At 68.2% G+C, this 19,785-nt stretch carries 18 protein-coding genes; 8 read left to right on the top strand and 10 right to left on the bottom strand.

The features are described 5' to 3' along the window. Window positions 1-235 precede the first annotated feature (235 nt). Both JZ791_RS26275 and JZ791_RS26270 read right to left on the bottom strand, forming a co-directional pair. Window positions 236-1,687 (bottom strand): MFS transporter, encoded by a 1,452-nt coding sequence (locus JZ791_RS26275; protein WP_254206321.1) that lies wholly within the window; start codon window positions 1,685-1,687, stop codon window positions 236-238. Between the two features lie 15 nt (window positions 1,688-1,702). After that, window positions 1,703-2,158 carry a MarR family winged helix-turn-helix transcriptional regulator gene (locus JZ791_RS26270; RefSeq protein ID WP_216897901.1) on the bottom strand — a complete coding sequence of 152 codons (456 nt, stop codon included), beginning with the start codon at window positions 2,156-2,158 and terminating at the stop codon, window positions 1,703-1,705. A 173-nt stretch (window positions 2,159-2,331) separates the two neighbouring features. Here JZ791_RS26270 and JZ791_RS26265 point away from each other — a divergent pair, with 173 nt between their 5' ends. Further along, complete coding sequence (locus JZ791_RS26265) at window positions 2,332-2,838, top strand: Lrp/AsnC family transcriptional regulator (protein WP_216897900.1); 507 nt, start codon at window positions 2,332-2,334, stop codon at window positions 2,836-2,838. On the opposite strand, the gene ald is transcribed toward JZ791_RS26265, so the two are convergent. Beyond that, window positions 2,835-3,944, bottom strand: coding sequence for an alanine dehydrogenase (gene ald, locus JZ791_RS26260; RefSeq protein ID WP_216897899.1), 1,110 nt, complete (start codon window positions 3,942-3,944; stop codon window positions 2,835-2,837). The genes JZ791_RS26265 and ald overlap by 4 nt on opposite strands. A gap of 224 nt (window positions 3,945-4,168) precedes the next feature. Beyond that, window positions 4,169-4,948 (bottom strand): winged helix-turn-helix domain-containing protein, encoded by a 780-nt coding sequence (locus tag JZ791_RS26255; RefSeq protein ID WP_216897898.1) that lies wholly within the window; start codon window positions 4,946-4,948, stop codon window positions 4,169-4,171. A 383-nt stretch (window positions 4,949-5,331) separates the two neighbouring features. Here JZ791_RS26255 and JZ791_RS26250 point away from each other — a divergent pair, with 383 nt between their 5' ends. Then, window positions 5,332-6,393 carry a cutinase family protein gene (locus JZ791_RS26250; protein WP_438804562.1) on the top strand — a complete coding sequence of 354 codons (1,062 nt, stop codon included), beginning with the start codon at window positions 5,332-5,334 and terminating at the stop codon, window positions 6,391-6,393. Window positions 6,394-6,420: 27 nt separating this feature from the next. On the opposite strand, the gene JZ791_RS26245 is transcribed toward JZ791_RS26250, so the two are convergent. The 6 genes from JZ791_RS26245 to JZ791_RS26220 form a co-directional block, all read right to left on the bottom strand. Next, a complete protein-coding gene (locus JZ791_RS26245) occupies window positions 6,421-7,023 on the bottom strand; it encodes a cadmium resistance transporter (RefSeq protein ID WP_216897897.1) in 603 nt (200 codons plus the stop codon). Between the two features lie 28 nt (window positions 7,024-7,051). Further along, on the bottom strand, window positions 7,052-9,028 hold the full coding sequence (locus JZ791_RS26240) for a DUF1003 domain-containing protein (RefSeq protein ID WP_216897896.1): 1,977 nt from the start codon (window positions 9,026-9,028) through the stop codon (window positions 7,052-7,054). Window positions 9,029-9,365: 337 nt separating this feature from the next. After that, window positions 9,366-10,013, bottom strand: coding sequence for a TetR/AcrR family transcriptional regulator (locus JZ791_RS26235; RefSeq protein WP_308163103.1), 648 nt, complete (start codon window positions 10,011-10,013; stop codon window positions 9,366-9,368). A 53-nt stretch (window positions 10,014-10,066) separates the two neighbouring features. Beyond that, complete coding sequence (locus tag JZ791_RS26230; RefSeq protein ID WP_216897894.1) at window positions 10,067-10,831, bottom strand: SDR family NAD(P)-dependent oxidoreductase; 765 nt, start codon at window positions 10,829-10,831, stop codon at window positions 10,067-10,069. 356 nt (window positions 10,832-11,187) lie between these two features. Beyond that, complete coding sequence (locus JZ791_RS26225) at window positions 11,188-11,655, bottom strand: NUDIX hydrolase (protein WP_216897893.1); 468 nt, start codon at window positions 11,653-11,655, stop codon at window positions 11,188-11,190. A gap of 105 nt (window positions 11,656-11,760) precedes the next feature. After that, a complete protein-coding gene (locus tag JZ791_RS26220) occupies window positions 11,761-12,129 on the bottom strand; it encodes a hypothetical protein (RefSeq protein WP_216897892.1) in 369 nt (122 codons plus the stop codon). 186 nt (window positions 12,130-12,315) lie between these two features. Here JZ791_RS26220 and JZ791_RS26215 point away from each other — a divergent pair, with 186 nt between their 5' ends. The 6 genes from JZ791_RS26215 (at window position 12,316) to JZ791_RS46300 (ending at window position 19,744) form a co-directional block, all read left to right on the top strand. Next, window positions 12,316-13,014 carry a TetR/AcrR family transcriptional regulator gene (locus JZ791_RS26215; RefSeq protein WP_216897891.1) on the top strand — a complete coding sequence of 233 codons (699 nt, stop codon included), beginning with the start codon at window positions 12,316-12,318 and terminating at the stop codon, window positions 13,012-13,014. 5 nt (window positions 13,015-13,019) lie between these two features. Further along, a complete protein-coding gene (locus JZ791_RS26210) occupies window positions 13,020-14,627 on the top strand; it encodes an FAD-dependent monooxygenase (RefSeq protein WP_216897890.1) in 1,608 nt (535 codons plus the stop codon). A 78-nt stretch (window positions 14,628-14,705) separates the two neighbouring features. Continuing rightward, window positions 14,706-15,188 (top strand): hypothetical protein, encoded by a 483-nt coding sequence (locus JZ791_RS26205; RefSeq protein WP_216897889.1) that lies wholly within the window; start codon window positions 14,706-14,708, stop codon window positions 15,186-15,188. 109 nt (window positions 15,189-15,297) lie between these two features. Beyond that, entirely contained in the window at window positions 15,298-17,334 is a 2,037-nt protein-coding gene (locus JZ791_RS26200) for an ArnT family glycosyltransferase (protein ID WP_216897911.1), read from the top strand. Between the two features lie 157 nt (window positions 17,335-17,491). Beyond that, window positions 17,492-18,109, top strand: coding sequence for a TetR/AcrR family transcriptional regulator (locus JZ791_RS26195; protein WP_216897888.1), 618 nt, complete (start codon window positions 17,492-17,494; stop codon window positions 18,107-18,109). Window positions 18,110-18,433: 324 nt separating this feature from the next. Continuing rightward, on the top strand, window positions 18,434-19,744 hold the full coding sequence (locus JZ791_RS46300; RefSeq protein ID WP_216897887.1) for a delta-60 repeat domain-containing protein: 1,311 nt from the start codon (window positions 18,434-18,436) through the stop codon (window positions 19,742-19,744). The last annotated feature ends 41 nt before the right edge of the window (window positions 19,745-19,785 follow it).

The following is a 19,785-nucleotide window of genomic DNA, read 5'->3' as shown; positions in this document are numbered from 1 at the left end:
GTATCGCTCATCGGATCGACCCGAAGTAGCGCGATGAACTCCTCGACGGTGTACCCAGCGGCCCTGATATTCGAAAGGAGCTGTGCAGCAGCTACTTTCGGGTCGGCTGACACGTGCATGGCACTCCCACGAACGTCGGTCACTGCAACGGAGAGCGGGCCGCGGGGGCATTCGCGGCCCGCTCCGGTGGGCTGTCCCGGCTCATCGAGACACACCGAGCTTAGCGAGCGTCTAGCTAATTCGGGGTATTTTCAGGCTTTCCGGCCTTGTCCATTCGGGCGCCCACCCGTTTCAGGGACCTGTCCAGCACCGTCATGAGCACCAGAAGACCGGAGACGACCAGCACGAACAGTGCCAGCCGGTGCATGCCCGAGGTATCGGCGGTGTGTCCGTAGAATATTCCGTCGGCGCTCGAGGAGATGAGCGCGCCGAGGTAGCTGAACATCCGCAGCAACCCCGCCGAGGAGCCCATCCGGGCCGGATCGGCCTGCCGGTAGACGGCGTTCTGGTTGGCCAGGCTCAGCAGCCCCTGCGGCACGCCCATGACCAGCGCCAGCCCGATCAGCAACCAGATCGCCGTGCCGGCGTGCAGCGCCAGCATCAACGCACAGGCCACGACCTGGAATACCGCTCCGAACAGGAGTTTGCCGCGGATCTCCGGGCTCCGGCCGGTGGTCGTGGACACCAGGATCGCGGTGCCGAACACCGGCAGCAGCACCAGGCCCGCGGTCGAGGCGCTCAGCCCCCGGCCGTCCTCGAGCCACTGGGTGAACCCGTACAGGAAGCTGTAACTGACCGTCGCCGCGAGCACACTGCGCACATAAGTCGCCACCAGCGGCAGGTTGCCGCCCAGCATGCGCAGGTCGATGAACGGATCCCGGGTGCGCAACTCGCGCACCGCCAGCACGGCCGCGGCCACGACGGCGATCGCCAGCAGATAGATGTTCGACAGCCGCGGAGTCATCAGAAACAGCAACGCCGAGACCAGCATGCCGGCGAACGCCACGATACCGAGGTAGTCGATGCTCGACGCGGTGGACGAAGATCCTTGGCGGGCAGACGTTTTCGGGAACCGCAGCAGCGCGAGCACGAACGCGGCCAGCGCCAGCGGCACATTCACCGCGAAGGTGGTGCGCCACCCGCCCAGTCCGATCAGCAACCCGCCCAGCGACGGCCCGATCACCGCGATCGTCTGATTGGCCACCGCGAGTACCGTCAGCACCCCGCTCGGACTGTCGTGGCCGGTGCGTTCGGCCTCGCTGCGCAGCAGATACATCGACGCCGGATAGCCCGCGCAGGTGCCGAATCCCAGGATCACCCGGGCCACGATCAGCACGGCCAAATTCGGCGCCAGCATGCCCAGCACACCGGCGACGCCGGTCAGCACCGTGCCGATCAGGAACAGCCGCCGCGGACCGTACAGGTCGACCAGTCGCCCGACGACCGGCTGGCCCACGGCGGTGGCCAGATACAACGCCGAGATCAGCCAGGCGGTCTGCGCCGGCGGCGCGCCGAACGCGCGGCCGATCGGGATCAACGACACCGCGATGATCGAGGAGTTGATCGGGTTGAGGATCGACCCGAGGATCATCGGGGCGATCAATGTTCGGTCGAATCCGCCATCCGCGCCGCGCAGGCGGCGCAACGGGCCTTGGCGTTCCTTTACCGCGGTCTGATCGTCAGTCAACGGGAGCCCACCTCATTACAGGTCGGGCTGGATCAACCGTTCCAGTAGGGCCAGCGATGCGAGGACCTGCTGCCGCTCGGCTTCGGTGAAGCTCTCCTCCAACTGCCTGGACAGCCACTCCCGCCCGCTGCGCACGCGATCGTCGAAGATTTCGCGGCCGGCCGGACTCAGTGATACCAGCTGTTTGCGGCCGTCCCGCGGATCGGAACGGCGTTGGATCAGGCCCCGCTCCTCGAGCACGCCCAGCGTGGCGGCCATCGACTGCGGGCGCACCCGTTCGGCCGCGGCCAGTTCGCTGGCCGAGGCGTCGCCGTGTTTGCCCAGGCGCGAGAGCACCGCGGTCTGCGTGGGGGTGAGTTCACGGTTGTCGGCCAACTCGTGAATACGCCGCCGGAGGCGACCGACCAGGGTCCGAAGCTCCCGCGAGGCGCGGGCGGCGGACTCCGAGACGTCGCCGGGGTTCTGTTCCATGTTCCAACGATAGACTACTCAGTCCAAACTGTCCAGTTTTAACTGATTAAGTTCGCTCCCCGGTAGCCACACCCCCATGGCAAGGCTGACGATGGCCCGCAGCAGGCGTTGAACAATGAATGATATTCCTACTACACCCCGAGCGCTCGAATGTTGTTCGGTAGCGTCGAGGAATGCGCAATCAGCCCACTCGCGCCGCCGCCCCACGCACACCGGTCGCGCTGGACGAGGTGGACCACATCCTGCTCGACGAGCTCGCCCGTGACGGCCGGATGACCAATCACGCGCTCGCCGCCGCGGCCGGAATCGCGCCGTCGACCTGCCTCGGCCGGGTGCGATCGCTGGTCGAGCGCGGCGTCATCCGCGGCTTCCACGCCGATATCGATCCCGTCGCGCTCGGGCGCAGCCTCCAGGCCATGATCTCGGTGCGGGTGCAGGCCAACGCCCGGCCGCACCTGGCCGAATTCGGCGAGCAGCTCGCGGCGCTGGACGAGGTGCTCAACGTGTACTTCATCGCCGGCGCGGACGACTACATGATCCACGTCGCCACCGCCGACACCGAGGGCCTGCGGCTGTTCGTCCTCGAGCACCTCAGCGCCCACCCCGCCGTCGCCCGCACCGAAACGATCCTCATCTTCGAACACGTCCGCCCCCGCAAGGGAAGTCGTCGGCAGGGCTAGGCGACGGCCAGTTTGTGAGCGGTGTATCCGTGTGCGGCGGCGACGGATTCGTTCAGGAGTTCGCCGCGGTGGGTGCTCAGGCCGGCGGCCAGGCCCGGGTCGGCGGCGATCGCGTCGCGCCAGCCGCGGTCGGCCAGCGAGATCACATAGGGGAGTGTGGCGTTGGTGAGGGCGACCGTCGAGGTGTACGGGACCGCGCCCGGCATGTTGGCTACGCAGTAGAAGACCGAGTTGTGGACTCGGTAGGTGGGGTCGGCGTGGGTGGTGGGGTGGGAGTCGGCGAAGCAGCCGCCCTGGTCGATCGCGATGTCGACCAGCACCGAGCCCGGCTTCATCTGCGCCACAAGCTCATTGGACACCAGCTTGGGAGCCTTGGCGCCGGGCACCAGGACCGCGCCGATCACCAGGTCCGCCTCGCGCACGGCGTTTTCCACCTCGTGCGCGTTGGAGATGACCGTGCGCACCTGGCCGCGATACTGCGCGTCCAGTTCACGCAGGGGTGCGATGTTCAGGTCGAGCACCGTGACCTCGGCGTGCATGCCGACGGCGATGGCCGCGGCGTTGCGCCCGGCCACACCCGCGCCGATGACGGCGACCTTCGCGGGCGCGGCGCCGGGAACTCCGCCCATCAGCACCCCGCGCCCGCCGCCACTGCGCATCAGGTGGTAGGCGCCCGCCTGCGGGGCCAGCCGGCCCGCGACCTCACTCATCGGCGCCAGCAGCGGCAGCGAACCGTCACGGCCGGTGACGGTTTCGTACGCGATCGAGGTGGTTCCCGCGCTCAGCAGCGCGTCGGTGCACTCGGCCGACGCGGCCAGATGCAGATAGGTGAACAGCACCTGATCCTCGCGCAGCCGTGAATACTCCTGCGCCACCGGCTCTTTCACCTTCAGCACGAGATCCGCTGTGGCCCAGACCTCGTCGGCGGTAGCGAGCACGCGCGCACCCGCGACGATATAGGCGTCGTCCTCGAACGCCGATCCGGCCCCCGCGCCGGTCTCCAGGTACACCTCGTGCCCCCTGGCCGTCAGTTCGCGCACGCCCGCCGGGGTGCATGCCACCCGGTACTCGTGGTTTTTGATCTCGCGGGGGATTCCGATCTTCATCTGCGCTCCTCCTCGTCGGGCGGCTCGGCGAGCCGCATCACCGCCGACTGCGAGTATGAAGATTATGCAGGTTAATTGCCATAACAGTGAAGTTAATTCTTCAATACGACGTTTAGTTGACCATATCATCGAAATCTTTAGCGCGAGAGGACCTCGCGTCGAAGCATCTTCGACCGTTTCCGGTCGATCGCAACCCTGCGAAACAACTCTGTGCCCGATGCCGGTCAGGCGGGCTCGAACGCGCCCACCCGTTCGGCGAGCAGCACCCGGAAGTGGTCGACGACCCGCTCGTGAAACCGGGCGAACAGGTCCTCGAACAACGTCACCTGGATGTCCGACGGCGGAACTCCGGCATCCCAGACCGCCGCCAGCGACCGCCACGCCAGCACATGCGCACCCGGGCCGCTCACATAGTAGGCGGCAACGGCCTCGGGGACCTCGCCGATCATCTCGCCGATGGTATTGAGCACCGCGCGCTGCATGCCGTACCCCGGCCCGCTCAGCAGCCGTCGCACGAGCGCGACTTCGGCGGCCAGCAGCCCGGGCAGGTCCGGATCATCCTGGCGAGCAAGCGATTCCAGGATATCGATATCGGCGGCCAAGGCCGCGTGAGCCGAACGCGGGCGCGCGGACGCGGTGCGGGACGCCAGCACGTCGTGCACGATCTGCCGTTCCATCTCGACGATATCCCCGAATATCGCGACCGCGAGCTCGGGGCTCGATAGTTCGGGACACGGCATCGAGAGCCGGAACAGGCGGCGGTAGACCTCCACCCCGCCTTCCTCGCGCACATCGCGAATCGCGAACCCCCTCCCGCGATGCGCCTCGACGAAGCCCTGCGTTTCCAGGCGGCCCAGAATCAGTTGCGCCGTCGCACGATTCGTCTCGAACTCCTCGGCGACCCGGCGCACCGAGGGCATCAGCTCACCGGGCGAATAGTCACCCCGCACCACCCGACGCGCCAATTCGTCCGCGACGTCGGCGACCACCGTCCGCGCTCCCATCGGCCCGTCAGCCTTTCCACAGCACCACCATCGACACAAATCTCTTACGCCGCAGACAGTTTACCGAGATCGGGTGCGCGGCGTCGTCTTCGTTCACAGCCGCGGCCTGCCTGGCCGCCGGAGCGCCACGGCGTCCGTCGCGCAGCCCGACACGTTCCCGGCGGGCTTCAGTGGATCGGCACCGCGACGGCCACAGACGGTCAGGCGTCCAGGACCCGCCCCGGCCGCGTAGCGAACCTCGTCGGCTCGCCTGCTACCGCGCGAGCTATGCTTCAGCTACTATCCGACACAAGGTTTCCGAGCGCGTGCATCGATCGCGGTGCACGCGCTCACGTGCGGTGAACTGCCCACATCTGACTGTCACCATCACAGGAGTGTCAGCCGTGTCGATTCGCCCCTTCGTTGCCCGCTCCGTCGAACGCGCGCGTTCCTCCGCGTCCCACGCCGGCCGCAGCGCAGCATCCGGCGAGCCCTCCGCGCCCAGCGGAAGGCCCACCACCCTGCGCGCACCGGCCGGGTTCGCGCGAATCCGCGCCTCCGCATCCGTCCGCAGGGGTTGCGGCGTGCTGGTTTCGGCGGCCGCCGTCGCCGCCACGCTGTTGACGGCGACCGGCGCGCAGGCGTCGTCCGGCAGCTGTCCCGACCTGTATGTCGTTGCGATCCCGGGTACCTGGGAGACCTCGCGGGCGGACCCGCGCGAGGGTCTGCTCGCGGATGTGACCTCGGGTCTGCCGGGCGATGTGCGCACCGATTACGTCAGCTACCCGGCCACGGCCATGCCGTGGGAGGCCGATGTGTACGGGCAATCCAAACGGCAGGCCGTCGACACGGCTCGCGCCATGCTGAGGGCCATGGCACAGCGCTGCGCCGCAACCCGTTTCGCGCTGCTGGGGTACAGCCAGGGCGCCGACGCCGCGGGTGATCTGGCCGCCGAGATCGGCACCGGGACCGGGGTCGTCCCGCCCGGCCGGGTCGACGCGGTGGGCCTGGTCGCGGACCCGCGTCGCGGCCCGACCGACCTGCTGATCGGCCCGCCGGTGCCGGGCGCGGGCGCGGAGGGTCCGCGGATCGGCGGATTCGGTCTGCTCACCCCCAGGGTGCGCACCTTCTGCGCCGTCGGCGATCTCTACTGCTCGACACCCACCGACGATTTCGCCACCCGAATCGCGGGCTTCGTCACGCATCTGTCCGCCCCCGACCCCGGCCGCGTCGGGACATACCAGCAGGAAGCCCAGTCCATCGTCGGCGATGTGATGGCCGCGGGCGGCGTCCCCGTGCTCCAGAGCCAATTCACCGAGACCGCCAACGACGCGCGCCTGCAGCAGTTGCGCCAATTCCTGGAATCCTCGGTGCACCAGGGTTACCCGTCCTATGTCGTGGACAATTCCGGCCAGACCGCCACCTCGTGGCTGCACCACTGGCTCTCGGAGATCGCCGCGGAATAACCGCCGAGCGGGTGTCGCCGCCGGCGTTCAGTTGCCGTGGCCGACCGCGGCGACGACACCGCTCTCGACGACGATCAGCGCGCCGACGACGATGAACACGACCGGGACGAGCCAATGGGCCACGCGCCCCACCGTTTCCGCCGCGACATGGTTCGCGCCCAGGATCGCGCCCAGCACGCACCACAGGCCGATCAGCGCGAGGAACAGCAGTGCCGTCAGGCCCGATCCGACGATGTGCAGGCTGCGGAACAGCGGCGTGTAGACGGTGATGTTGTCGGCGCCGTTGGCGAAGGTGATCGCCGCGATGCCGCCGACGGTGCCGGACAGCGGATGCCGCAGCATATTGTCCTCGCTGCGGAACCGCCACAAACCCCAGACGCCGATCGCGATCGGCACCACACCGAGCAGTCCGAACCAGCTGTCCGGCACGATCCGCAGTCCGACCGACGCGGCCATGGCGACGCCGAGCACGACGGCGAATCCCACGTACTGACCGGCCACGATCACCCGGGCGTTCGGACGCCCCGCCACTCGCCGCGTCAGGAACAACGCGGCCAGCACGACCAGATCATCGATGGTCGTGCCGAGGAATGCCACGATCGCCGTGACGATCTGGGATGTGCTCACCATGTTCGGCCAACGGTCCGGGACCGTACCGTCACCGGAGGTCCCCCGGGCCCGGGGAATTCCTGTCTCCGTCACCCTCGGAACTGCCCGTGTCCCCGAAACTTCCACCGCCGGAACCCTTTCGGTCCTCACCCCCGGCCGCCTCGTACACCGCCGCGATCGCGGTGAGCTCGTTGCCGTAGCGACGCTGCGCGCCGAGACCGAAAAATCCACCCTCGAGGTTCGCATCGCCGACCGTTTCGGCGATGTCGGTCAGCAGGGCGCGGAACGCGAGAGCTTCGGCGGGCGCCGTGCGGGCGATGATGGCCGTGGCCGAACGGATCGCCGCCAGCGCGCCGGGCTCGTAGTCGGCGTACCCGATGTCGGGGCGCACCCCGGTGCCGACCGTGAACGCGCCGGTCAGTTCGCGGATGAATCGGCTCCGATGCGTGATGGCGGTCTCTCGCAGCTTTTTCATCAGCGCGAACATCTCTTCCGCGTCCGCCAGGCCCTCGGCGAGCGCCACCAGCACACCGGCCGAGACCAGCGCCCGCTGGAGCGTCGCCCACTCCTGCGAGGTGAAATCGGCCTCGCTGACACCGCCGTCGACACTGCGCGAATCGCGCACCATCTGAAAACCCGCGCGCGCCAAGATAACCGGGATTCGCCGGGCCGCCGCCACACCGATCGCACGTGCCTGTTCCGGCAGTTGGTCCCAGCTCGGACGCGCAGATCCGGCAGAGGCGCCGGCCGGATCGTCGTCGCGATCGAGCGCGACGACGATGCGCTCGGCACTCTGTCCGGAGTCCGCGACGCTCTCGATCTCTCCGGGCCGGTTCACGTACTTCTCCGGCCATCGTTCGTAATCGCGTCGCGCCAGCGCGTGTGTCTCGTCCTCGGTCAGCACCGCGCTCGCCGTGGGGTCGAAGGCGGGCACCATCACGCATCCGATCGCGGCCAGGTCCTCCCCCATGCGAAGCGCCCGGGTCCGATACGACTGCCTGGTGTCCTCGGCCAGCTCCTCCCAGACGGCCCGGTGCCTGTTGCCGTGCTCGCCCTGGGCCGCGACATGAGCGTGCGCGTGGTAGCGGGACAGCGCCGGGTCCGCGTGGATGGCCCGGGCGAGCTGTTCGGCGGCGGTCGAATTGGTATATCCGGCAAGGCTTTCGATGATGCGGTCCTGGGCGGCCAGGCGCGCCTTCATGCGGCGGCACTCGTAGAGGATCGCCTCGGCGTCCAGGTACGTCTGCTCGGAGCGGCGATCACCGGAACGACCGAGCACATCCTGGCCGACCATGATCACGATCATGAACAGCAACTGGGCCAGGGTGGACAGAAAGCTCATGAACGCGAACGGATACCGATCGAAATGCTGAAGGCCGAGTTCGGCCGACAGCACCCACACCACCTGGGTCGCGGCGGCGATATAGAACGCCCAGACGCTGCTCAGTCGCCCGGTCAGCCACGCCGCGATCCGCTGATTGGTGGTCACCACCTCGTCCCGCGCCTGCGGCGGGGACTGCACGCGGTGCCGTTCGATCCAGGGGTGCGGGCTCGAATCCAGCAGGCTCACACCGCGACTGAGCGCCTCGTCGTGCCGGTCCAGATGCGCCTGCAGATCCGCCACCTGACGGAAGATCTCCTCCGCGTTCTCATAGGTCTGCACCGCCCGCCGGTCGGCCGCGGCGCCGAGCACCCGCTGCCCGACCATGATCACCAGACACAGCACCAGCTGAATCACGTTGTCCAGGAACAACAGAAACGGAAACGGGTACGGATCCAGTCGGTGCAGCGGTCCCCACCACGTCGTGCCGGTCATCCACGCCCCGAAGATGACCAGTACGACATACAGCGCCGGCATCGACCCGATACATTTGGTCAACGCCGCGGCGATCGCGTCGTTGACCCCTATCCGCTCGTCGGCCAGGATCGTCGGCCCCACCGGCGTACCGTCTTCCTGATCCACCTCCAGCTCGATCCCCGGCTCGACCACGATGGTCACAAGCGTCCCCGTCTTTCTGAATTCCACTCGGACACCGCTGAGCATACTGGCGTATATCCATTGTGCGGTCGGGGTAATTCGCGGCTCGGTAGCGCGGCGTGACCTGCTCACCGAATTCGAGGAGCGCGTGGATACCCTTCCGGACCGTGACGGCCCAGGCCCTGAACCTTGATCGTCCTGTCCGGGAGGGCATTTCGATTATGCATCGTATCGATGGTCACCGCGACGGTTCCGGGTGCCATCGTCGGCACAAACAAGGGCCGTTACCGGATACCACGGACGGAAACTGGGGTTGCTCTGCGGGGCGGCGGAACAGGCGTTGATTCTGTTGGAGGACGGCCGAATTCGGCGGTTCGCGGATCCCCTACCTGTGGACCAGCGGCCCTGTTCGCGTCACGGCCGGGTCGGAGGCATGGATGCCGAGACGATGCATGTCGTCGATGGCGTGGCCGAGGGCGGCGCGCAGGTGGTAGGCGCTGCCGGTGCTCTGGAGAATCGTCACGCCGCCCTGAATCGCGACCAGGAGCGCGGCGGCGCGCTCGTCGACGTCCAGGTCGGCGGGCAGCTGCCCTGCCGCCTGGAGCGCTTCGATTCCGGACGCCAGGTACCCCTGCCAGCGACGCAGCAGTTCGGTGACGACGGCGCGGGCGCCGGGGGTACTGCGGCCCAGGAACAGCGACAGCGTCCCGAGCGGGCAGTACGGGCCCTGCTGTTCGTAGTGCCGGATCGTCGCGTCACGCCACTCGTGCCACGCCTCCCAGCTGTCCAGCGATCCCAGGTACGGCTGCTGATCCTCGAGGACCCGGTCCGCCTCGTACTGGGCCACCGCGAGCAGCAGTTGTTCCTTGCCGTCGGGGAAGTAGTGGAACAGCTGACTCTTGCTGGTCCGGCTGCGGACCATGACGTCGTCGAGCGTGGCCCGCTCGACTCCCATCTCCCGCAGCACCGCCGCGGCCGCCTCGACGATGCGACCGCGGGTCGCCTTACCCCTGGCTGTCAGCTCTTTGCCCACAACGCACCTCCCTGAACCGGACCGAACGGGCCGCCGGGCGGCCGATCCGCGGTTCATCCGGCGACGACCGCGGCGGTCGTTCGGCCACCGTCCACATCCAAGACGATGCCATGGACGAACGAGGAGTCGTCGCCGGCCAGGTAGACCGCGGCGTGCGCGATCTCCTCCGGCCTGCCCATCCGCCCCGCAGGCGTTCCGTTCATCATGACCTCGCCGGGCCGAACCTCGCCGGATATCGGCTCCTGCACCACACCCGGGGAGATCGCGTTCACCCGCACACCTCGCGGACCGAACTCCGCGGCCCAGGCCCTGGTCAGGGTCTCCATCGCGCCCTTGGTGGAGCTGTACAGCGCGCTGCTGGGGATGCCCAGGCGCGCGATCCACGACCCGAGGTTGATGATCACCCCGCCACCGGCCGCCGCCATCGCCGGCGCGATCGCGGCGGTGAGGAAGTACGGCGCCTTCACGTTCACCGCGTACACCTCGTCGAAGGTCGACTCGTCGGTGGTGGTCGTCGTGGTGCCCGGATAGATCCCGGCGTTGTTGACCAGGATGTCGATACGCCCGCCCAGCGCATCGGTCGCCTGCGCGGCCAGCCGGCTCGATGCCTGCGCACTGCCGTCGAGATCCGCGCGGACGAACTCCGCGCGCCCACCCCGCGACCGGATCGCGTCGACGACCTCGACGCCGCGCCGCTCACTGCGGCCGGAAACCACGACGTGCGCCCCCTGCGCCGCGAACGCCTCGGCGATAGCCCGTCCGATATTGCTGGTCGCACCGGTCACCAGCGCCGTTTTGCCCTCGAGCCGCCCGGCCATGCCCATCTCCCTACGCTTCGACTCCCACGGGCGCACATGAGCGGGCGCCCGGCGCCCGGATCCATCCGAGCGCTCTGCCAGCATGCAACCAGAAAACTGGACCAGCAAGTCCACTTCCTGCGGGGCGATGGTCCCATCCCGCCGAGGACCCGCGGCTCGAGGATGTCGGGGCGCCGCGGCCCGGCTCAGATCCCTCCGGTCTCGTTCCGGCCCTGTGGTGTGGCCCGGCTACTCCCCGTACCTGTGAGTCGTACGCTCAGCGGACACGGAACGAAGACCGGTCTGCTGCCGGTTCGGCCTCCAGGAGTGCGGGGCGCTACAGAAGGCAGTCCGCGGGCAGCCGAGTAAGGGGCCGATCAGCCGAGGAAGGGATAGCTTCCGCTCAGGAAATCGCCGATCTGCTGGCGCATACTCGGGTGAATGTCGTACTCGCCCAAGTCTTCCGGCGCTACGAAGACTACGTCGTCGGCTTCCTCGTTGATGGTCGGCCGTCCGGAGACAGGTGTGCCGATGTAGGTGTTCTCGTACTGCTGGCGGATCTCGCCGTCGGTGTAGGCGACGATGTGATTCGGATTGCTGTACACGCCGAGGAATCCCGTGATCTCGGCGGTGATGCCGGTCTCCTCCCGGCATTCGCGGAGGGCGCACTGCCCGGCCGTCTCGCCGAGGTCCATCGCGCCGCCGGGGAGCGCCCACTGCCCGGTGTCGCGACGACGTTGCAGCAGGATCTCCCCGGACTCGTTCGTCACCAGGAGGTTGCAGGCCACCACCAGCGAGTTCGGCTCGGGCGCCCGCGGGTCGTCGTAGTACTCGATCCTGCCCACGATCAGCCTCTTTTCAGCGAGGTACCGGTGGCGACGGGTGACCGGGCGCGAGCGGAGTCGCCCTGCGGCGATACCGGCCGACCGGCCCGATCCCGTGCGCCCGGCTCAGGCGCAGCGGACGTGGAAAACGGCCTGCTGGGGCATGCCGGGGAGGGCGGTTACGCGGGCGGTGGGGCTGCCGTCGAGGGAACAGCCGCCGGGGACGGTGGTGACCGTGACCTGGTAGCAGCCGAGGGGAACCGTCGCGAGGGCGGTGCCGTTGTCGCCCGTGGTGACCACCGTGGCGCGGCCGCCTCCGCAGCCCTTGACCGCCGCACCCAGGCCGGTGACCGGGAAGTTGTGGTCCAGGGTCAGCGCCTGTACCCGAATCGTGCTGTCGCCCAGGCCCTGTGCGGATAACCCTTGCGCGGCGGCGACGCCGGGTGCGAGCGCGCAGGCGGCGAGGACGGATGCGGTGAACAGGATGCGACGCAACGGGTCTCCTTCGATCAATGGCCACGGACGGCGAAACGGTTTGCCTCCCGGGTCAATATAGGCGTCGCCCTCGAGGGTGGCGACAAGTCCGTCAGGTTGCTCGCGGCAACGACCACAGGCAACGCGAACGAACATCGTTCGTCACAAACACTGTACGTAACGAACGATGTTCGCTATGCTGATGTCATGCCCGACGAGACCGAAGCCCCCCGCAGCAGGCGCGAACGCCCCGCCAAGCCCGCGCTCTCCCGCGTGGGCGCCGTCTCGACCGCGGTGCACATCATGCGCACCGAGGGCATCGAGCGGGTGACCATGCGCCGACTGGCGCAGGAACTCGACACGGGCGCGGCCTCGCTGTATGTGTACGTCCGCAACGCGGCCGAGTTGCACGCCGCGGTCCTGGACGAACTGCTCGCCGACGTGGACCTGAGCCCCGTCACGAGCGAGGGCGACTGGACCGAGCGGCTGCACGCGGTGCTCGTCTCCTATGTGGTCGTGCTGATGGAGTACCCGTCGCAGGCATTGGCGGCGATGCGGACCCGGCCGTCCGGACCGCACGCCCTCGACCTGACCGAGGCGGTACTCGCACTGCTGCACGAGGGCGAGGTGGACGGCCCGCGCGCGGCATGGGCGGTGGACCTGCTGCTCCAGATCGCCACCGCGACCGCGGCGGAACAGTCCGGCCACGACGAGAATCCCAGCAACGGCGAGGAATGGGACGCGCTCACGCGCGCGGTCGAGAACGCCGACCCGAATCGCCACCCCCGCATCCACGCACTGGGCCCCGAACTGCTGAGCGGCGAGGGCGAGGACCGCCTGCGGTGGGCTCTGACCGCCCTGACCAATGGCATCCTCGCCACCCCGAGAAACAAGACCGAGGAGTAATTATCATGTCCGACAACACTATTCATACGACAGAGACAGCACCCGTCCTGATCGTCGGCGGCAGCCTCGTCGGCCTGTCCGCCGCGGTCTTCCTCGCCGGGCGCGGCGTGCCGACCATCGTGGTCGAGAAGCATGCGGGCAGCGCCCTGCATCCACGCGCGATCGGCTACACCACGCGAACGCTGGAACACTTCCGCACAGCCGGAGTCGAGCTCCCCAGCTCGAACCAGGGCAGCAAGCCGCCCCGGCGCGCACGGGTGGAGAGCCTGGCGGGCACGTGGTTTCACGAATACCCCTGGACTCCGCCGGGCGCGACGGACGGACCGCAGATCGAGTACTCCCCCGTGCGGGCCACGGCCATCGCCCAGGATCGGCTGGAACCCATTCTGCGGCAACGGGCCTCGGAACTCGACGCGGATCTGCGGCCGGGCACCGAGATGCTCGGGTTCACCCAGGACGCCGACGGCGTGACCGTCACCCTGCGCCGCCGCGCGGACGGCGGCGAATACCGGGTCCGCGCACAGTATGTCGTCGCGGCGGACGGCGCGACCAGTGATATCCGCGAGGCGCTCGGCATCCACCGCACCGGCGAGGGCACGCTGTCGGTGCAGCGCAGCATCCTGTTCACCGCGCCCGAACTGGACAGGTATCTGGAGAAGGGCGTCGTCCAATTCGAGATCGAGCAGGACGATTTCAAGGCCTTCCTCACCACCTACTCCGACGGGCGCTGGGTGCTGATGCTCGCCGACGACCTCGAACGCGACGAGGCGCGGATGCGCGCGGCCATCGAGCGGGCGATCGGCCGCACCGACATCCCGTTCGAGATCGTCACGACGGGCCGCTGGGAGCTGGCCGCCCTTGTCGCCGACCGGTTCTCGTCCGGCCGGATCTTCCTGGCCGGTGACGCCGCGCACCAATTGCCGCCCAACCGAGGCGGTTTCGGCGCCAACACCGGGATCGACGACGCCCACAACCTGGCCTGGAAACTCGCCGCGGTGCTGTCCGGCGAATCGACCCCGGCCCTGCTGGACACCTACGACGCCGAGCGCCGCCCGGTCGCGCACCTGCGGCACGAGCAGATCTTCGCCCGCGCCGACTACAAGGCGTATCTGACCACACCGAAGCCCGATGTGCCGGTACTCCCCGAGGCGGCGATCGAACTGGGCCAGCTCTACCGCTCCCGCGCCGTCCTGGGCGCGGACGCCGGCCTGCCGCCCGCGCTCCGCCCGGACGAGTGGGCGGGACAGCCCGGCACCCGCGCCCCACACCTTCGAATCACGCAGGGCGACAAGGAGATATCGACCCTGGACCTGTTCGGGCGCGGATGGGTGCTGCTGTCCGAAGGCGACAGCTGGGCCGCGGCAGCCGCCGAGGCCGCCGGATCGACCGGGGTACCGGTCACCTTCCTGCGCATCGGCGCGGACGTCGAGGTCACCGACCCGCAATCCTTCGTCACCGCATTCGGCCTCGACGCTTCCGGCGCGACCCTCGTCCGCCCGGACGGCTACATCGCCTGGCGCGCCGCCACCGCCCCGGACTCCCCGTCCGCCGCGCTGACCGACGCCCTCGCCCGAACCTCCGCCGCGGCGCTGTCCGTCCAACCGGCGCGCTGAATGCTCTCCGGCCCGCCGCCGGATTGTTCACGGCCGAGTCATTCGTGCGCAGCTAACCCGGGCGTAGCATCGGGCCTCATGGATGCTGACACCGTTGATCGGGATTGGAACGCGCTGCAGCAGCAGGCGCAGAAGACCGCGCAATTGTTCGAGACATTGGCCGGCAAACTCCAGGCGGCGGCCGGGGCCGGGGATCAGAACGCCCGGGAATGGCTGCTGGATCTGAAGGAAGCGGCGCTCGCGGTGCATCAGGAGGAGAGCCAGGCCGCGCAGGTCATGCAGTCGGTGCACGCGCTGATCGACAATCACGTCAACCAGGCGCCGAGCGGATATCCACAGCAACCCGGCTACCCGCAGCAGCAGCCCTATCCTCCGCAGCCGCAATATCAGCAGCCGCAGTACCAGCAGGGATATCCGCAGCAGGGGTACCCGCAGCAGCAATACGGCGGACAGGGCGGCGGCATGCTGCACAGGTTCCTGGGCAGCGGCTTCGGCAGCGCGATGGCCATGGGCGCGGGCTTCGGCATCGGCGACGACCTGATCAACGATATTTTCCACTAGCCGCCGCGTTCACCATCGAATTCACAGATTTCTCACAGACGCGCGCCAGGATTCTCACCGTTCGGAACGACAGACTCGTGCGGTGACAGCGACCACTGCCGATACGGCCATGCCCGAATCGACGCCGCCGGACTCCGAACCCGACTCGCCGACGTCCGTTCCCGCCGACCCACCCGCACTGGGACCTGCCCTCCTCTGGGAGAGAATCGGCCTGGTGGTGCTGCTGCTGGGCACCGCCGCCGCGTACCTGTGGAATATCACCGTCAACGCCATGGGCAACAACTTCTACGCCGCCTCGGCGTGGGCCGGTTCGGAGAATTGGAAGGCCCTGCTGTTCGGATCGCTGGATCCGGGCAATTTCATCACCGTCGACAAACCCCCGGTCAACCAGTGGATCATGGGTCTGTCCGGGCAGTTGTTCGGGTTCTCCAGCGCGAGCATGCTGATTCCCGAAGCGATCATGGCCGTCCTCGCGGTCGCGCTGATGTACGGCATGGTCACCCGTGCCACCGACAGCCGCGGAGCGGGACTGCTCGCGGGCGCGGCCCTGGCGGTGACGCCGGTCGTGGCGATGATGTTCCGGTTCAACAACCCCGATGCGGCGATGGTGCTGCTGATGACAGCCGGCGCGTACTGCACGATCCGCTCGCTGCGCACGGCGAGTATGCGCTGGATCATGTTGGCCGGTGTGGCACTGGGTTTCGCGTTCCTGGCCAAGATGCTCGAGGGGCTGATGGTGCTCCCGGCGCTGGGACTGGCCTATCTGGTGGTCGCGCCCACGTCGCTGGGCAAGCGTGTGCTGCACCTGCTGGCCGCCGCGGCCGCGCTGATCGTCTCCTCGGGATGGTATGTGGTGCTGACGATCCTGTGGCCCGCGGACTCGCGGCCGTATCTGGCCGGGTCGACGAACAACACGTTCATGGATCTGGTGTTGGGCTACAACGGTTTCGCCCGCTACCTCGGCCAGAACCATATGGGCCACCGGGCGATGGAGTTGCCGGAGGGCTACGAGTTCCCCTTCCACGGCGGCCACGGCGGACCGTTCGGGAACGTGCAGGGACCCGAGCGTCTGTTCACCGGTGAGATCGGTTTCGAGATCTCCTGGCTGCTGCCCGCCGCGCTGCTGGCGCTGGTACTGGTACTGATCTCCCGGGGCCGCGCACCGCGCACCGATCTGATGCGCGGCGGCGCGATCACCCTGGGTCTGTGGATGCTGATCGACGGGGCGGCGTTCGCCGGAATGCAGGGCGGTATGCACGCCTACTACTCGATGGCCTTCGCGCCCGCCATCACCGGCACCCTGGCCCTGGGCGTGTACGAGATGTGGCGGCGACGCGACGGCGTGCTGGGCCGGCTCGGTTCGGCGGCATTGATCGCCGCGCTCGGCGTGTGGGGATTCGTTCTTCTGCAACGCAATTCGAGCTGGCAGCCGTGGCTGCGCTGGGTGATCCTGGCGCTGACCGTGATCGCCGTCGTCGGACTGATCCTCTCGACGCTGCCCGGATTGTCGCGCCGACTGCCCGGGCGGGCCACGGCCGTGCTGGTGACCGTCGGAATGATCGCGGGCCTCGGCGGTTCGACCGCCTACGCCGCGGCCACCCTGCCGGTTTCGCACACCGGCGGCGGACCGTCGGTCGGTCCCGCCCAGCCCGACGACAACAACCCGGCCTGGGCCGCGATGCGCAAGGTGTTCGGCAAGATGATGATGGGCGGCGACTATTCGCCCCAGTTGCTCCAGATGCTGGAGCACACCAACACGAAGTGGTCGGCCGCCATCGAACGTTCGAGTCCGGCCGCCGGACTCGAACTGTCCACTCGAACCAGCGTGATGGCCATCGGCGGGTTCACCTCCGACGACCCGACCCCGACCCTGGCGAACTTCCAGACCATGGTCCGCGACCACGAGATCGGCTACTACATCACCCCGGAGATCACCCTGCCCGACTCGTGGAAGAAGAAGCCGGGCAAGGACAAGGCGTCGAAGCCGACTGCCGCGCAGCACAACTCGGCCGACACCGACGATTCGAACGGCCCGATCTGGCATCCGGTGGCCAACCCGGCCCTGTACGACTGGGTCGCCGCCCACTACCCCGTACAGCGCATGGACGGCCTGGCGGTGTTCGACCTGACCGCCACCCCGCACTGATCGCGGATTCCCTATTCGAAAGCCGTACCGCTCCCCTGCGGTACGGCTTTCGCCGTCCCGGACGCGCTCCGGCCTGCCTCGTCAGCACCATATGCGATCACCCACACCGACCGAGTACTCGGTCGGTTGCGTTACCGCTTCGTGATAGGCTGCGGCTATGTCACCCACCGGTCGCCCCCATGGCGACGCGCGCAAGGAGCGAATCCTGGATGTCGCGCTGAAGACCTTCGCCGACAACGGTTTCCGCGGTGCATCGATCGCCGAGATCGCCGATCGCTGCGGACTGTCTCAGCCCGGGCTGCTACATCACTTCCCCACCAAGGCCGCGCTGCTCGCGGCCGTGCTGGATCATCGCGACCGGCTCGACGCCGACCGGCTGGGCGGCGAGGAGTTGCACGGACCAGCGGCGCTCGAGCGGCTGGTCCGCCTGGTGGAACACAACGCACAGGTGCCCGGGCTGGTCCGGTTGTTCACCGTCGTCACCAGCGAGGCAGTGGCCGCGGATCATCCCGCGCACGAGTGGGCCGTCACGCGCTACCGGCACTTGGAAAAGGCGCTGGCCGAGGCGCTGGACGCGGGTATCGCCGACGGCACCGTGGCCCCCGGCGTCGATTCCGCGGCTATCGCCCGGCAGGTGTTCGCGACGATGGACGGCCTGCAATTGCAGTGGCTGCTCGATCCCGACGCCGTCGATATGCCGGCGCTGTTCCGGTGCTACGTCGAGGAGGTCATCGCGCGCATCGCACCAGCGGGCGCGGATGATCCGGCACTCTGATACGCGCTCCGGCGATTTGCCCGCCTGATTCGAACGGCCGCCGCGGGACCACTCTCCCCCGCGGCCGGCCCGATCGGATCCCCATCCCCCGGTCTGCGAGCGCGTGCGCCGACGGACCGATCGGACCCACCCGACGATCCCGGCACACGCCACATATCCCCTGTTCACACTGCAACATGTTCATATCACCTCCCGATCCACACGACGACAGCCATACTGTCCGGGCTCTGTAGGTTGTGCCGAACGTTGTCCTACCCCCTTCCCCGTTGAAACGAGGTAGCTCGAATGTTGCGTGCAGGAGGACCGAATATTACTGCAAAGGTCATGGGACGCTTGTGCTTCGGCGCGTTCCTGGTGCTGTCGGTGAGTTCGTGTTCCAGTTCCAGCGGTTCCACACCGGCCGGCGGGACGCTCGATCCCGGATTCGGCACCGACGGTAAGGCAGTCGCCGATTTCGGGTCCCTGACGGCCCGGGCCCACGCGGAGGCGTTGCAGCCCGACGGCAAGGTCGTGCTCGCCGGTTCGGTGCACGACCCGGCGCAGGGAGACAACTTCTCGCTGCTCCGGCTCGGCTCGGATGGCAAACCGGACAACGGATTCGGCACCGACGGCAAGGTCTCCACCGACTTCGGCGGCAAGAACGACAATGCCGAGGCCGTCGCGATCCAGGCCAATGGCGACATCGTCGCCGCGGGCACCAGCCACGGGACCGCCACCGGTGACAATATCGCCGTTGCCCGCTACACCCCCGCCGGCAAGCTCGACTCGGCCTTCGGTACCGGCGGACAGGTCTCCACCGATCTGGGCACCAGGGCCGACCACGCGAATGCCATTGCGCTGCAACCGGATGGCAAGATCCTCGTCGCGGGCTCGACCCTCGATCCCAATCCCGCGCAGGGCGAGAACTTCGTGCTGGTCCGCTACAACCCCAACGGCACGCTGGACTCCAGCTTCGGCCGGGACGGCAAGGTGTCCACCGACTTCGGCGGCAAGAACGACGAGGCCGAGGCCGTCGCGATCGAGCCCAACGGCGATATCGTCGCCGCGGGCACCAGCCACGGCACCGCCACGGGCGACAATATCGCCCTCGCCCGATATACCCCCAACGGCGCGCTCGATCCGAACTTCGGCGAGGACGGGCGCGTGTCCACCGATCTGGGCACCAAGGCCGACCACGGCAATGCCATGGTCGTGCAGTCCGACGGCCGCATCCTGGTCGCGGGCTCGACCAAGGATCCCGATCCGGCGCAGGGTGAGAACTTCACCGTCGTCCGGTATCTCGCCAATGGCAAGCAGGACACCGCATTCGGGGAGAAGGGCAAGGTCTCCACGGACTTCGGCGGTAAGGCCGACGACGCCCAGGCCCTCGCCCTCGCGGCCGACGGTGACATCGTCGTGACGGGCACCAGCCACGGCACCACCACCGGCGACAATATCGCCCTCGCCCGCTACACCACCGATGGCGTTCTGGACACCGGATTCGGCGCCGGCGGCAAGGTGTCCACCGATCTGGGCACCAATTCCGATCACGGCAATGCGGTGGCTATTCAGAAGGACGGCAAGATCGTGATCGTCGGCTCGACCCAGAGCGCGGAGCACAGGGATACTTTCGTGGCTTTGCGCTACACCAACTGATCCACATGACGACACGCGGTCGACTGTCGCGGAATGCAGCA

The organism is Nocardia alni, assembly GCF_019038435.1.
Taxonomy (GTDB): Bacteria; Actinomycetota; Actinomycetes; order Mycobacteriales; family Mycobacteriaceae; genus Nocardia; species Nocardia alni.
Note: the sequence above shows the minus strand (reverse complement) of the source record. Positions and strands in the feature narration are given on the sequence as shown.

Coding starts and splice junctions, on each gene's coding strand:
- JZ791_RS26270 (WP_216897901.1), bottom strand. CDS start 2,158: ATGGAACAGAACCCCGGCGACGTCTCGGAGTCCGCCGCCCGCGCCTCG.
- JZ791_RS26265 (WP_216897900.1), top strand. CDS start 2,332: ATGCGCAATCAGCCCACTCGCGCCGCCGCCCCACGCACACCGGTCGCG.
- ald (WP_216897899.1), bottom strand. CDS start 3,944: ATGAAGATCGGAATCCCCCGCGAGATCAAAAACCACGAGTACCGGGTG.
- JZ791_RS26255 (WP_216897898.1), bottom strand. CDS start 4,948: ATGGGAGCGCGGACGGTGGTCGCCGACGTCGCGGACGAATTGGCGCGT.
- JZ791_RS26245 (WP_216897897.1), bottom strand. CDS start 7,023: ATGGTGAGCACATCCCAGATCGTCACGGCGATCGTGGCATTCCTCGGC.
- JZ791_RS26230 (WP_216897894.1), bottom strand. CDS start 10,831: ATGGCCGGGCGGCTCGAGGGCAAAACGGCGCTGGTGACCGGTGCGACC.
- JZ791_RS26215 (WP_216897891.1), top strand. CDS start 12,316: ATGCCCGACGAGACCGAAGCCCCCCGCAGCAGGCGCGAACGCCCCGCC.
- JZ791_RS26210 (WP_216897890.1), top strand. CDS start 13,020: ATGTCCGACAACACTATTCATACGACAGAGACAGCACCCGTCCTGATC.
- JZ791_RS26205 (WP_216897889.1), top strand. CDS start 14,706: ATGGATGCTGACACCGTTGATCGGGATTGGAACGCGCTGCAGCAGCAG.
- JZ791_RS26200 (WP_216897911.1), top strand. CDS start 15,298: ATGCCCGAATCGACGCCGCCGGACTCCGAACCCGACTCGCCGACGTCC.
- JZ791_RS26195 (WP_216897888.1), top strand. CDS start 17,492: ATGTCACCCACCGGTCGCCCCCATGGCGACGCGCGCAAGGAGCGAATC.
- JZ791_RS46300 (WP_216897887.1), top strand. CDS start 18,434: ATGGGACGCTTGTGCTTCGGCGCGTTCCTGGTGCTGTCGGTGAGTTCG.